Annotated in this window: 13 protein-coding genes; 9 read left to right on the top strand and 4 right to left on the bottom strand. The window is 66.2% G+C overall.

Going from position 1 to position 12,302, the window contains the following annotated elements; genetic code table 11:
• Nucleotides 1-44 precede the first annotated feature (44 nt).
• The gene (locus E2493_RS06025; protein ID WP_167737405.1) at nt 45-1,442 is read right to left on the bottom strand and encodes a sensor histidine kinase; all 1,398 of its coding nucleotides are present in this window, start codon (nt 1,440-1,442) and stop codon (nt 45-47) included.
• 227 nt (nt 1,443-1,669) lie between these two features.
• Between E2493_RS06025 and E2493_RS06020 the strand changes: the two genes are divergently transcribed.
• The 5 genes from E2493_RS06020 to E2493_RS06000 all read left to right on the top strand — a co-directional run bounded on the left by E2493_RS06020 (nt 1,670) and on the right by E2493_RS06000 (nt 6,399).
• Nucleotides 1,670-3,073, top strand: a complete 1,404-nt coding sequence (locus E2493_RS06020; protein WP_135084748.1) for a sensor histidine kinase — start codon at nt 1,670-1,672, stop codon at nt 3,071-3,073.
• A 54-nt stretch (nt 3,074-3,127) separates the two neighbouring features.
• Entirely contained in the window at nt 3,128-3,499 is a 372-nt protein-coding gene (locus E2493_RS06015; protein WP_135084746.1) for a response regulator, read from the top strand.
• Nucleotides 3,500-3,606: 107 nt separating this feature from the next.
• On the top strand, nt 3,607-4,995 hold the full coding sequence (locus E2493_RS06010; RefSeq protein WP_135084744.1) for an aminotransferase class I/II-fold pyridoxal phosphate-dependent enzyme: 1,389 nt from the start codon (nt 3,607-3,609) through the stop codon (nt 4,993-4,995).
• Between the two features lie 52 nt (nt 4,996-5,047).
• Nucleotides 5,048-5,701, top strand: a complete 654-nt coding sequence (locus E2493_RS06005; protein WP_135084742.1) for an OmpW/AlkL family protein — start codon at nt 5,048-5,050, stop codon at nt 5,699-5,701.
• Between the two features lie 44 nt (nt 5,702-5,745).
• Nucleotides 5,746-6,399 carry an OmpW/AlkL family protein gene (locus E2493_RS06000; protein WP_135084741.1) on the top strand — a complete coding sequence of 218 codons (654 nt, stop codon included), beginning with the start codon at nt 5,746-5,748 and terminating at the stop codon, nt 6,397-6,399.
• Between the two features lie 103 nt (nt 6,400-6,502).
• Here E2493_RS06000 and E2493_RS05995 read toward each other — a convergent pair whose 3' ends face one another.
• Together E2493_RS05995 and E2493_RS05990 are read right to left on the bottom strand one after the other, a co-directional pair.
• Nucleotides 6,503-7,033 (bottom strand): response regulator transcription factor, encoded by a 531-nt coding sequence (locus E2493_RS05995; RefSeq protein WP_135084739.1) that lies wholly within the window; start codon nt 7,031-7,033, stop codon nt 6,503-6,505.
• A gap of 225 nt (nt 7,034-7,258) precedes the next feature.
• Nucleotides 7,259-7,879: a hypothetical protein gene (locus E2493_RS05990; protein WP_167737403.1), complete on the bottom strand. Its 621-nt coding sequence runs from the start codon at nt 7,877-7,879 to the stop codon at nt 7,259-7,261.
• Between the two features lie 100 nt (nt 7,880-7,979).
• Here E2493_RS05990 and E2493_RS21090 point away from each other — a divergent pair, with 100 nt between their 5' ends.
• Together E2493_RS21090 and E2493_RS05980 are read left to right on the top strand one after the other, a co-directional pair.
• Nucleotides 7,980-8,552 carry a LexA family protein gene (locus tag E2493_RS21090; protein WP_167737402.1) on the top strand — a complete coding sequence of 191 codons (573 nt, stop codon included), beginning with the start codon at nt 7,980-7,982 and terminating at the stop codon, nt 8,550-8,552.
• A 392-nt stretch (nt 8,553-8,944) separates the two neighbouring features.
• The gene (locus tag E2493_RS05980; protein ID WP_135084733.1) at nt 8,945-9,241 is read left to right on the top strand and encodes a hypothetical protein; all 297 of its coding nucleotides are present in this window, start codon (nt 8,945-8,947) and stop codon (nt 9,239-9,241) included.
• Nucleotides 9,242-9,277: 36 nt separating this feature from the next.
• On the opposite strand, the gene E2493_RS21560 is transcribed toward E2493_RS05980, so the two are convergent.
• Nucleotides 9,278-10,186 (bottom strand): winged helix DNA-binding protein, encoded by a 909-nt coding sequence (locus tag E2493_RS21560; protein ID WP_191992973.1) that lies wholly within the window; start codon nt 10,184-10,186, stop codon nt 9,278-9,280.
• A gap of 396 nt (nt 10,187-10,582) precedes the next feature.
• Between E2493_RS21560 and E2493_RS05970 the strand changes: the two genes are divergently transcribed.
• Both E2493_RS05970 and mtnP read left to right on the top strand, forming a co-directional pair.
• Nucleotides 10,583-11,344 (top strand): class I SAM-dependent methyltransferase, encoded by a 762-nt coding sequence (locus tag E2493_RS05970; RefSeq protein WP_135084731.1) that lies wholly within the window; start codon nt 10,583-10,585, stop codon nt 11,342-11,344.
• 68 nt (nt 11,345-11,412) lie between these two features.
• Complete coding sequence (gene mtnP, locus E2493_RS05965; protein WP_135084729.1) at nt 11,413-12,288, top strand: S-methyl-5'-thioadenosine phosphorylase; 876 nt, start codon at nt 11,413-11,415, stop codon at nt 12,286-12,288.
• Nucleotides 12,289-12,302: the final 14 nt, after the last annotated feature.

Here is a 12,302-nt window from a genome sequence, read left to right as displayed (position 1 = left end):
ATTCTAGACGGAAAGTCGGACGGCCCGAGGTTTGCGACAGGTTTTTAGGCGCGCATCTCGGCGGTTGCCGCGTCGGCGCCGCGGCGCGGCAGCGCCGGGATCTCGATCTTGAAGCTCGTCCCCACGCCGACCTCGGATTCGACGTCGATCGATCCGCCCATCGCCTGGCAGAAGCGACGGGTAAGGGCGAGGCCGAGACCGGTGCCACCGAAACGGTTGGCAGTATCGGCCTCCGCCTGGCTGAAGCTGCGGAACAGCTTCTTCAGGCCCTCGCGCGAGATGCCGATGCCGGTGTCACGGACCTCGATCATGATCACGTCGCCCCCATCGGTCTGGCGGCGCATCACCGTGAGGGTGATCACGCCCTTCGAGGTGAACTTGGCGGCGTTGCTGAGCAGATTGAGCAGCGACTGGCGAAGCTTGAGCGGGTCCGCGACGATCGTTCCTGGATCCTGGGACATCTGCAGGACCAGACGGTTGCCGTGGACGTTGATCAGCGGCTCGACGGTCGCGACCGCGTCGCCGACGAGATCGTGGAGGTCGATCTCGTGGTTGTCGAGATGCAGGTCGTCGCTCTCGATCCGGGAGAGGTCGAGCACCTCGCTGACCAGCGCGTTGAGATGGCGCCCCGCGGCGTTGATCCGATCGAGATCCGCCACCTTCTCCTCGGAGCCGGGCCGGTCCTCGAGATCGTCGCGGAGCATTTCGCTATAGCCGATCACCGCGTTGAGCGGCGTGCGCAGCTCGTGGTTCATCTTGGCGAGGAAGATCGACTTCTGAGCGCTCGCCTTCTCCGCCTGGCGCATCGCCTCGCGCAGCTCCTCGGTCTGCCGGCGCTGGACGATCGCCGCCTCCTGGAGCGCCGAGCTGTCGCGCATCACGCTCTCGTAATAGAGGGCCAGCAGCGTCACGTAGATCAGCGCCGAAAGGATCGAGAGCAGATTGGCGAGCCACATGCTCTGGAGCGGGACGAGATCGGGGAATTGCCCGGTCAGGAAGTGCGCCGCGGAGAAGACCGCGAGCTGGAACGCGACGCCGGTGAGAACGAAGCGGGCGTGCTCGGCCAGATAGAAGAAGCCGAGCAGCAGCGCGATCAGCAGCCAGGGCAGGAACGGCGAGCTGATCCCGCCGTAGAAGAACGAGCCGAACAGGCTCAGCGTCACCAGCGCCTGCACGGAAAGCATCGCCGGCAGGATCAGCCCGCCGGTGCGCTTCACCAGCGCCGGCATCAACCAGAAGAAGCAGATCAGCGCCTCGATCGTCCAGAACACCCACGTGATCTCGTGCGACGCCTGGTAAAGGAAGACGACCACCGAATGGCCGAGCAGCGGGCCGAGGAGGTGGAGCAGCACGAAGGTTGCGAACATCGGATAACGCGACGGTTCGCTCAGCACCTCTTCGGGGACGAAATGATCGACCAGTCTGCGCACACCACCCAACATCGAATTCCCCCGCTCAATTGCGGGCGAGCTAGGCGGCGGCATCTGAATTAACGGTAAATTCCGCATCCGTTGCACTACGCGGGTGGGCCCTCCGCAGAGGGGAAAAACCTCCGCATGGTAAATATCGGATGGGTCTGCTTTACACCTCGGTAACCGCTCGCACCTAGGTGGTCCCGATCAGGAATGGCGGCGAAATGGCGTCGTCAGGGTGATCGGGGGTAACTGCCATGCGTGCCGCAGAGCGTGTTTCGTCGCGGCTCGACGCGTTTCTCGATTATTTCATCCCGATGGAAATCCGGGTGCGCCCGGATGCGCACCGCCGCGCCCGCATGTTCATGCTGAGCCACGTCTTCGGACCGTTCCTCGGCAACGTCATTCCGGTCTATCTCTATTTCGTCCTCGGGATGGAAGCCGACTACCGGCTGTGGATCTTCGCCGCGTCGATCACCGCCTTCTGGGTCTACGGTCCGCTGCTGAAATGGACGCGGGCCTATGACGTGCTCGCCTTCATCTCGGTCGAGAACCTGCTCTTTTGCATTCTCTGGGCGTGCTACGCTTATGGCGGAGTCTATTCGCCCTTCCTGCCGTGGGTGCTGATCACCCCCACCCTCGCCTTCCTTTATTTCCCGTCCCAGGGGCGCGTCCGCGACGGGCTGCTGCTGCTGATTACGCTCAACGTCGGGCTGTTCGCCGCCCTGGTGCTCACCGGCTATCCGTTCCCGGAAACCGATCTCGAGCAGTTCCAGGTGATCGGCATCATCTCGACGATCAGCGCCTCGGTCTACGTGACGATGATGTCGCTCTATTTCGCGCGGGTGCTCAAGGAGCAGCAGCAGTTCGAGCGGGAGGTCGGGGATCTGCTCGCCACCGCCGAAAATCTGCGCAGCCTCACCGCCGCCGCCCAGCAGGCGAGCCTCGCCAAGGCGAATTTCGTCGCCAGCACCAGTCATGAGCTGCGCACGCCGCTGAACGCGGTGATCGGCTACAGCCAGCTGCTGCTCGACGACGCGATCGACGAAGGCGACGACGAGATCGTCCAGGACCTCGAGAACATCAAGGGTGCCGGCACCCACCTGCTCCGTCTGGTCAACGACATCCTCGATTATTCCAAGATCGACGCCGGCAAGATGGACGTCTACCCGAGCCGTGACGATGTCCGGGAACGCATCGGCGAGATTGCCCGGAGTGTCTCGGCAGACCTGGCGGAGCGGGGCTACACGCTCGAGTGCAAGCTGCCCGAGAGCGGCACGCTGATGGAGATCGATTGGTCCGCACTGAGCAAGGGCCTCTCGCACATCCTCGTCGGCGCGCCCTCCACTGGGGATGGCGGGACGCTCCACCTCGACGTTCACACCGGCGGCTCGGGAACCTGCGTGATCCGGATCATCGACCCGGCCGGAGCTGCCGACGGACGGCCGCTCGAGACCCTGTTCGACATCTTCCACGATGACCGCGACGCGAGCCCCACCAAATATGGCGGCGCCGGCATCGGCCTGGCGCTCGGCCAGAAGTTCCTGTCGCTCGTCGACGGCGAGATCCGCACCAGCCACGGGCCGTCCGGGGAGCGGATCTTCACCATCACCGTGCCGGTCGAGGCGCGCGCCGCGCCGGTCGAAGCGATGGCCGGGTGACGCCATGCCTACGCATTTTTCCCCGCAACATGCTGATCAGCCACTGGATCTGACATGACAAAAGTCCTGATCGTCGAAGACAATGAGATGAACCGCGACATGCTGACCAGACGATTGGTCAAGCGCGGCTACGAGATCGCCTGCGCGATCGATGGCCCCGAAGGGGTGCGGCTCGCGGAGGAAGAGCAGCCCGACATCATCTTGATGGACGTCGCGCTCGGCGAAATGGATGGCTGGGAGGCGTCGACGCGCATTCTGGCAAATCCGCGTACTCGGCACATTCCGATCATCGCCCTTACTGCCCATGCGCTTGAAAGCGATCGCAGAAGGAGCGTGGAAGTGGGCTGCGTAGATTTCGAGACCAAGCCCGTCGCACTTCCGGAACTCATTGCGAAGATCGAGAAAAATGTTGCGCGTTCGCACTGAAGGGAACGCGTTCATCTATAATGCCAAGAGGCCGTTCGGCCCGCTTACTAGGGACTAGTGAAATGAGTGAATCGGGTGACGCGCGCTTTGGCGCGCTCGGTGGAAGCATGCGCGATTTCCGGTACCTGCCGGGATCGAACCTCCTCGAGCGTGTCCACGCTTTCTACGACTGGCAGGAGCTGCGCCGTGACACCGGCCTGTGGCCGCTCGGCCGCTCGACGGAAACCGGCCCGCGCAGCAAGTGCGTCGCCCGCACCGACGAAGGCGAGCTGTTCGAAGGCATCAACTTCGCGTCGCAGGATTATCTCAGCCTCTCCGCCCACCCGGCGATCAGCGAAGTGGCGATCGAGACGATCAAGGAGTTCGGGGTCCATAGCGCCGGCTCGCCCGCGCTGGTCGGCAACACCTCGCTCTCGCTCGCGCTCGAGCGCAAGATCGCCGAATTCCTGCAGATGGAGCAGGTCACGCTCTTCCCGACCGGCTGGGCAGCCGGCTTCGGCGTGGTCAAGGGTCTGGTTCGCTCGTCCGATCACATCGTGATGGACGCGCTCTCGCACGCCTGTCTCCAGGAAGGCGCCCAGGCGGCGACCCGCAACATCCACCTGTTCCGCCACAACAATCTGGATTCGGTGCGCGAAAAGCTCGCCGCAGTCCGGGCGAAGGACAAGGACAACGGCATCCTCCTCATCACCGAGAGCCTGTTCTCGATGGACTCCGACACGCCGGACATCGCCGGCCTGCAGGAGCTCGCGCGTGAATATGGCGCGATCCTGATGGTCGACGTCGCCCACGATCTCGGCGCCCTCGGGCCGGATGGCCGCGGCCACATCGGCATGCAGGACATGATCGGCAAGGTCGATGTGGTGATGGGTAGCTTCTCGAAGACCTTCGCCTCCAACGGTGGCTTCGTCGCGACCAACACCCGCGCGGTGAAGGAATATCTCAAATATTATTCCTCGCCCTGCACCTTCTCCAACGCGCTCTCGCCGTCGCAGGCCGCGATCGTGCTGAAAGCGTTCGAGATCGTCGATTCCGAGGAAGGCGCCACGCTCCGCCAGAGCCTGATGAACAACATCCGCTTCCTGCGCGAGCTGCTCCACGGCACCAGCTTCGAAACCTATGGCGATCCGTCTCCGATCGTCTGCGTCAAGATGGGCAGCGAAGGCCTCGCCCGCCTGGTGGCGCGTCGCCTGCCGGACATCGGCCTGCTCGCCAATCTGGTCGAGTTCCCCGCCGTTCCGAAGGGCCAGGCCAGGTTCCGGATGCAGGTGATGGCGGGCCACACCAGCCGCGACATCATCGACTCCGTCCACCGCCTCGGCGTCGCCCGCGATCAGGCGACCAAGCAGTTCGAGGCGCTGCAGGACGGCAGTGCCGACTTCGACACGATCGACGCCCTGGTCGCCGAGCCGAGGAAGGCTCGCCGCAAGAAGGCGGGTGAGACCGTCGAGGCTCCGTTCACCCATTCCGCCGCCGAGCTCCGCAAGGCCGGCTGACCATCCTAACGGCCCACATGGCCGGTCGAATACGCTCAGAAAGGTTGTTTCGATGAAATTCCGGACTTCCCTCCTCACCGCCGCCCTGCTCGCCGCGACCGCCGCGATGCCCGCGGCTGCGCAGTCCAGCGACGACGCGGACACTTTCGCCCGCGTCGGCATCGCCCGGATCAAGCTGGCCGATGAAGGTACGGTCAAGATCAACGGCATCGTCGATCCGGCGGCCGACTACACCACCCCGGAGCGCTGGGTCGCGAGCGTCGAGCTCGGCACCTTCGTGGCCGAGAAGCTCGCGGTCGAGATCGGCGCGACCACCCCGGGAACGACGGCGAACATCCCGGCCGGCTCGCTGGCCGGCACGCCGAACCTGTTCGACGACACGTTCAGCATCTTCACGCTGACCGGCACCTACCATCCGCTCCGCGGCGGCACCGTCTCGCCTTATGTCGGCGGCGGCCTCGGCTGGCAGCACGTCTGGTCGAAGAAGGAGCGTCTCGCCAGCAACGTCGAGGTCGGCGACGCCGTCGGCCCGGTGATCCAGGGTGGCGTGGACTTCAACGTCAGCGACCGCTTCGGCGTCTACGTGGAGGCGAAGAAGGCCTTCTGGAAGAACGACGCGGCCGGCGATCTCGGCCCTGCCCATATCACGGCCAAGGCCGAGCTCGATCCTTTCATCCTCCAGGCGGGTGCCCTCATCCGCTTCTAGCACCAGCCGGGCGAAACGCCCGCGCTGAACAACGGGAAACCACGATGACTCATCGTTTCTTCTTTTCGGCAAGCCTCGCGGTGCTCTTCGCCGCCGCCGCGCCGGCGCATGCTGCCGATGGCGAGAAGCCCAAATGGTTCGCGCGGGTCGCCGTCACGCAGCTGACGCTGGCCGACGACATGCGTCTCAGCCTCGCAGGCACGCGCGTGCCCGAGGCCGGGGTCGACACCAAGACGCACTACACGCCCACCTTCCACATCGGACGCTTCGTCACCGAGAACGTCGCCCTGTCGTTCACCGGCGGGCTTCCGCCGCGGATCGACATCGACGGAGCCGGCGCCCTCGCTCCGGCTGGCAAGCTGGCGGAAATTACCTACGGACCCGCGACCGCGATGGTGCAATATCACGTCAATCGCGGCGGGTCGTTCAGCCCCTATGCCGGTGTCGGCGCCTGCTACATGCTGGTGCTCGACGTCGACGACGGCGCACTTCAGGACGCCTCGGTCGAAAACGATCTGGCGCCGGCTGTCGAGATCGGCGCCGAGTTCAAGGTCGCCCGGAAAATGGGCATCTTCGTCGAAGCCAAGAAGGCGTTCCTCCATACCGAGGCGCGGGGCACCTTCATGGGCGCGCCGGTCCAGTCGCATATCCGCCTTGATCCCTGGGCGGTGAGCGCGGGCGCGACCTTCCACTTCTAGGTCGGTCCGCACGGAGCCTTGCTCCGATACGCCGAAATCCGCGCCCGCCGGTCCCCGGCGGGCGCATTCGTTCGAGGAAGAACTGCCGACCGCCGGCGCAAGCCTATCGGGAGAAGGCGGGGGAAGCCCGTAACGTCCGGCGGGCAGTCGCCGCGAGGATCGACCGCACCTCGCCCGCTCTTCCTCCACAGGCGGAGCGGCTTCCCGGAACGGCTGGCGCGATCGCCCCCAATTCCGCCGCGAGACGCTCGGTGTCGAACGGCTTCTCCAGCACGCAGCGGAAGCCGGCGCGCTTGGCGTCGATTTCGACGGCGCAAAGATCATAGCCGGTCATCAGGATCGCAGGCCATCGGAGGCCGCAGTCGTGCAGCATCTCCAGCGCCGCCAACCCGTTGGTGCCGGGCAGGGAATAGTCGATGAGCAGGCATCCCGGGGCCAGCTCGTCCGCTTTCTCGAGCAGGCGATCGGCGCTCTCGAAACGGATAGGCTCATAGCCGCACAGCTGCAGCAGAACGGTCAGCGAACGCGCAACCGCGTCATCATCTTCAACGACATATACGCAACACGAGAGAGCCACGACAACGCTCCACCCTAAAACCGGGGGCAACATACTGAGGCATCTGGTTTTTTCCACCTTGTACGGCCGAACGTTTGTTCCGATTCGGAGGAAACCGCCGCAGCCTGCTGCGGAGCGGAATCAAAAGGGCCGAAGCGCATCGTTGGGAATGCGCCCCGGCCCTGGCCGAACGTTCGGTGGAGAGACGAACCGGCCGCTCCCCCCTCTGCCGCCTGGAGGGTCGAGCTGCCATTCAGGAACAATACGTGCCGTGCCGCGCCCCGCCGAGGCCGGCGAATTCCGTCAGTGAGCAGTCGGACGGCGGCCACCGCGGCCCTGTACCACGGTCAGCAGCCCCTCGACCGCGAGCCGCAGGGTCTCGTCGTCGCCGGGGACCGGCAGAGAACCCGTGACGGTCCGGCCGCTCGCGGCAAGGCGCCCGTTGATGAGCCGGTCGAGCCACGAGGGGTTGCGGTCCGGGAACCAATATGTGTCGACGACGAGCGACTGGACCGCTTTGTAGGAAGCGCGGCCTGCGTCGCGCACCGCCTTGTCGAGCCGCTGGAAGATCTCTCCGCCACGATCCTGGCTTTCACCCCACCCGCGGCCGCGCCGATCCTCCGCTTCGTAGTTGGAGACGCCGTTCGGGCTTGGGTAATAGCCCCAATAGCGCGCCGCATAGCCGAGCCCGGCGTCGCGGATGGCCGCCGCATCGGCCCCGAAGCCGTCGAGAAGCCCGACCGCCCAGGCGCGACCTATGGCCGACTCCCGCACCCATTGGCCGCCCTTGCCGCCATGGAAGGATCCGAAGCGCGCCGCCTCGGCGGCGACCCTTTCGTTTCCAAGGTCGCGCACCGGGCGGAGCTTGCCGCATTTGTACCGCGCACCCGGCTTTGCCTTGCGTCCTGGCCTGCCTCTGCTCATCGCCTGCTCCCGAATCTTCTTGCCTGGACTCGCAGGTTGCGATATTCGCAAAGAGGGTTCAAGCACAAAATTGCGAATTTCGCACCAATGTGGACGAGAGATGGCCATGGACGTTGAGCAGCTGAAGAAACTGATGCGGGAGCGCGGCGAGAGCCAGGTCGGTCTTGCCCGCCTGATCGGCATCACTCCCGACAAGCTTTCCAAGACGCTCGGAGGCAAGCGCAACCTGAAGCTCGAGGAGGCGAACATCCTGCGGCGCTATTTCGGCCTCGACAATGCCGCGCCGGGCAAGAAAACCCACATGCTGCCGATCGTCGGCCTGGTTTCGGCCGGAGCCTGGCGCGAAGGATTCGAACACGTGCGGGGCCACATGCCCTCGCCTGACCCGGCGCTCAGCCGCGACTCGTTCGTGGTGATCGTCGAGGGAGATTCGATGGATCGCGTCGTCGGCGAAGGCGAGGCGGTGGTCGTCGATCCCCGCCAGCGCGAGCTTCTGCCCAAACGCTATTATGTCGTTCGCAACGCGTCCGGAGAGACTACCTTCAAGCAATATCTGGACCAGCCCGGCCGTCTCGAACCCTGTTCCCACAACCCCGAGCACAAGACGATCTTCCCTGGACAGGAGGAATTCACCATCGTCGGCCGGGTCATGAAGGCGGTACGCGACCTGTGAAGGCGCAGACGCCACTCCGAAACGGGCTTGACATTTGTTGCGAAATTCGCAATAACGTCGTGCATTCGGTCAAGGATGCACATGCCCTGCAGACATACTCTCGTTCCGCGTAGCGCGGCCTTCCCGTCCGGCTCTCGTCCGGCGCGGTGAGCCGCGATGCAGGATATGGGGCCGAGGATGCGATCACGCCCGGATTGGCGGAAACACGCCGCCGCTACGTCGACGCTTATCGGCGCTCGCTTCCCGTCGCAGCCGGATTATCCGCCGAGTGGCTGGCCGCCGGGCGCGCTCTTGCGCCGCAGCGCGGGCCTCTCACGCGTCAATTCGCCCATGCCCTGGCATCCGCCGCGCTGCTCGACGCCGCGGCCGCGCATCGTTCGAAAGGAGCTTCGATGAAGGACCAGATCGCCGCCGCCCCTTCCCTCGATACCGCCGGCGCGGCGCTGAAGGCGCTCGGCGAGGAGGTCGTGCTGCTCGCCTTTTATCGCGGCGGCGGTGACTTCCCGGAGGATCGCTATAGCGTAAGGCTTTCGCTCGAAGGCGTCGGCAGCGGGATCCAGGAAAGCGCCCCGTCGCCGTCGGCCGCCTTCGCCAAGGCCGTGGCGACGCGCGGGCAGCGGCGCACGTCGCTCGCGGCCGAAGCCGCTCTCAGGGGCGAGGTCGCGCGCCGACTGAAGGGAGGAGCGTGAACGCCCGCCCCTTGCGCGAGAGGCGCGCGGGCTCCGTCAGAGGATGATCGGCGAGATCCGCTGGGCCGCGACCAGATAGGCCTCCAGTCCGGCCGCGGCCTCGTCCGAGAGCTCGATGAAGACCCGGCGACCATCCTGGGGATCGGCGATCCGCACGAAGAGTCGCTGGTCGGTGAGGCTCTTGATCCAGCGGAGCGCCGTAGTGGCCGGAACGGCCGCGGCGATGCACAGGCTGGATACGGCGACCCGCTGGCGATCCAGACGAGCCGCATACAGGTCCAGGAGCATGTCCCAGGCTGGATCGGCGAACAGCTCGCTTCTGAAATAATGATCGCGCAGCCGCCGCGCCCGGATGATCGCCCGCACAAGCGCCGCATCGACGCGCGGCCGCGGCTGCCCGCTCACCTCCTCGGCTTTCTCCTCCTCGGACAGCGAGGCAAGGATATTGGCGATCCGGCCCACCTCGGCGCTGAGTTGTTGAAGCCGCGGCGAGTCCGCATTCTTGACGTCGTGGAAGCGCAAGCTCTGCGGCGGCGATGCGGCATGAAGGCCTTCGAGAAGGTCCAGTCCGGTCGGTTCGACGACCACCCGAATGGCCGGGGATGACGGCAGCGCGCCCGCACTGGCCGCGGCAGCACCGCGCACGGCCACCAGCGCGCGGCAGCCGCGCTGCGCCGCCTCGTCCAGGACCGATGCCAACCGGACGAGATCGTGCCTGTCTTCCACCTCGGCGAAGATCGCGTCGAAGGCCGCCACCCCGGCGACGGTCTGCGCAGCCTCGGCTGGCGCGGCCTCGGCGATGATCCGAAACCCGGCGGCGGCCGCGCTCGTCCGGCCGCGCTCGCGCCCGGCGCCGTCGCGGGCGAGCAGCAGAAGGGACGACACCGCGCCATAGCGCACGGTTTCGAAGCCATACCTGCCCGGTTTCGTCTCCAGCGAACGCATGCCTATCCTCCTCCTCTCGGGGAAGGTTGCCCCCATTCCGGAGAGACGACAGATCCTCACTGCTCCGAAATGGATGCAGAATCCGTCGTTCACCGGCACCCCCCGCACTGCTCTGCTACTCTGTCCCTTGCGTTCGGCTGGGCGCCGGACGCAGGCTTCTCGATCGACAATCATGACCTCTTTCGGGCTCTAGTCTCCGCAGATGGCGATAGCTGTTGCGGAATCGCGCCCGATGCGGAGAAATATCCACAGGGCACCCACAGCCTTGATCCCACACTGTCCCCAACTCCGCCCCCAAGCCGGTCGGTCGTGCCGACTCGCGCCTTGGTCGCACGCCGCTCGATCCCGCACTCGTCGAGGCGCATGTTCCCCTCGCTACGAACAGGGAGGGACAGGATGCGAGGATTCACATTGGCTGCGGCGGCCTTGCTGCTGGGCAGCGCGTCCGGCGGCGCGCAGGCGAAGCCGGCCGACATCGCTCCGGCGGTCGCGGGAAGCGGCCGGCCGGCCGATGCAGTGGCGCTCGATGGAAGCCGAAAGCCGGCCGAAGTGCTGCGCTTCCTCGGCCTCGAGCAGGGAGACCGCGCGCTCGATCTGTTCGCCGGCTCCGGCTATTATACCGAGATCATGGCGCGGGCCGTCGGGCCGAAGGGCCTCGCGCTCGGCTGGGACCCGGCCAATTTCATGAACGACAAGGGCCGCGCTGCATGGGCCGAGCTCAAGGCCCGCGTGCCGAACACGGGCCTGATGGTGACGCCGGCGGACGCCTTCGCGCTGCCTACCGACGCGTTCGACTTCGTGCTCCTCCACATGGTCTATCACGACACCTATTGGCAGAGCGAAAAGTACCGCTTCCCGCGGATCGACCCCGCTGCCTTCCTGCGCACCGTCTACGCCGCGACCAAGCCCGGCGGGACGGTCGGCGTGATCGACCACGTCGCCGCTTCGGGGGGCGAGACGCGCGACGTGGTGGAGAAGCTGCACAGGATCGATCCGGCCCGCGTCCGCGCGGATTTCGAGGCGGCCGGCTTCGTCTTCGACGGGGAAAGCGATGTGCTGCGCATCCCCGCGGACGATCACAGCAAGAACGTGTTCGACCCGGCAATCCGCGGCAAGACCGATCGCTTCGTCTATCGCTTCCGCAAGCCTGCGCGCTGACGCGCCACGGCCTGTCGAGGTCCGGGGAGGGCTTGTCCCCCCTCCCCTCGCCCGCCTACCAGAGGACGATGAGCGAATGGACGATCGGCATCATCGGCGGCTCCGGCCTCTACGAAATGGACGCGCTGGAAGATGCACAGTGGATTTCGGTCTCGACGCCCTGGGGTCCGCCGTCCGATGACCTGCTGATCGGCCGTCTGCACGGCCACAAGTTCGTCTTTTTGCCCCGGCACGGCCGCGGCCACCGGATTCCGCCCGCGGATCTCAACTTCCGCGCCAATATCGATGCGTTGAAGCGGGCAGGCTGCACCGACCTGGTGGCGATCTCGTCGATCGGCTCGCTTCGCGAGGCCCTGCCGCCGGGCCGTTTCGTGCTGGTCGACCAGTTCGTCGACCGGACCGTGTCGCGGATCTCCACCTTCTTCGGCCCGGGCCTCGTCGCGCATGTCTCGATGGCCGAGCCGGTCTGTCCGCGGCTCTCCGCCATGCTCGCCGACGCCGCGGTCGCGGCAGGCGCGGAGGTCTCCCGCGGCGGCACCTATCTCGCGATGGAAGGTCCGCAATTCTCGTCGCGCGCGGAGAGCGAGCTGTATCGCCAGTGGGGCTGCGACGTGATCGGCATGACCGCCATGCCGGAGGCGAAGCTCGCCCGCGAGGCGGAGCTGCCCTACGCCCTCCTCGGGATGGTGACCGATTACGACTGCTGGCGGGTGGGCGAGGCGCCAGTCGAAGTCTCCACGGTGATTGCCCAGCTCGGCGCGAATGCAGGCAAGGCGCGCGCGACGGTCGAGGCGCTCGCCCGGGCGCTGCCGCCGCAGCGGCCGGCGTCGCCGATCGATACCGTTCTCGATGCGGCGCTGATCACCGCCCCCGCGGCGCGCGACGCCGGGATGCTGGCGAAGCTCGATGCGGTCTGCCGCCGCATCACCGGCGCGGCGCGCTGAGCCGCGGCCGCGGG

The sequence above is a fragment of the Sphingomonas parva (ex Maeng et al. 2020) genome, from assembly GCF_004564275.1.
GTDB classification, from domain to species: Bacteria; Pseudomonadota; Alphaproteobacteria; order Sphingomonadales; family Sphingomonadaceae; genus Allosphingosinicella; species Allosphingosinicella parva.
This window is presented reverse-complemented; position numbering and strand designations above follow the sequence as displayed.

What these genes read in the sequence shown, in the direction of transcription:
- E2493_RS06010 (WP_135084744.1), top strand. Translation starts at nt 3,607, where the DNA reads ATGCGCGATTTCCGGTACCTGCCGGGATCGAACCTCCTCGAGCGTGTC.
- E2493_RS21090 (WP_167737402.1), top strand. Translation starts at nt 7,980, where the DNA reads ATGGCCATGGACGTTGAGCAGCTGAAGAAACTGATGCGGGAGCGCGGC.
- E2493_RS06025 (WP_167737405.1), bottom strand. Translation starts at nt 1,442, where the DNA reads ATGTTGGGTGGTGTGCGCAGACTGGTCGATCATTTCGTCCCCGAAGAG.
- E2493_RS05990 (WP_167737403.1), bottom strand. Translation starts at nt 7,879, where the DNA reads ATGAGCAGAGGCAGGCCAGGACGCAAGGCAAAGCCGGGTGCGCGGTAC.
- E2493_RS06020 (WP_135084748.1), top strand. Translation starts at nt 1,670, where the DNA reads ATGCGTGCCGCAGAGCGTGTTTCGTCGCGGCTCGACGCGTTTCTCGAT.
- E2493_RS06015 (WP_135084746.1), top strand. Translation starts at nt 3,128, where the DNA reads ATGACAAAAGTCCTGATCGTCGAAGACAATGAGATGAACCGCGACATG.
- E2493_RS05970 (WP_135084731.1), top strand. Translation starts at nt 10,583, where the DNA reads ATGCGAGGATTCACATTGGCTGCGGCGGCCTTGCTGCTGGGCAGCGCG.
- E2493_RS06005 (WP_135084742.1), top strand. Translation starts at nt 5,048, where the DNA reads ATGAAATTCCGGACTTCCCTCCTCACCGCCGCCCTGCTCGCCGCGACC.
- E2493_RS06000 (WP_135084741.1), top strand. Translation starts at nt 5,746, where the DNA reads ATGACTCATCGTTTCTTCTTTTCGGCAAGCCTCGCGGTGCTCTTCGCC.
- mtnP (WP_135084729.1), top strand. Translation starts at nt 11,413, where the DNA reads ATGAGCGAATGGACGATCGGCATCATCGGCGGCTCCGGCCTCTACGAA.
- E2493_RS21560 (WP_191992973.1), bottom strand. Translation starts at nt 10,186, where the DNA reads ATGCGTTCGCTGGAGACGAAACCGGGCAGGTATGGCTTCGAAACCGTG.
- E2493_RS05980 (WP_135084733.1), top strand. Translation starts at nt 8,945, where the DNA reads ATGAAGGACCAGATCGCCGCCGCCCCTTCCCTCGATACCGCCGGCGCG.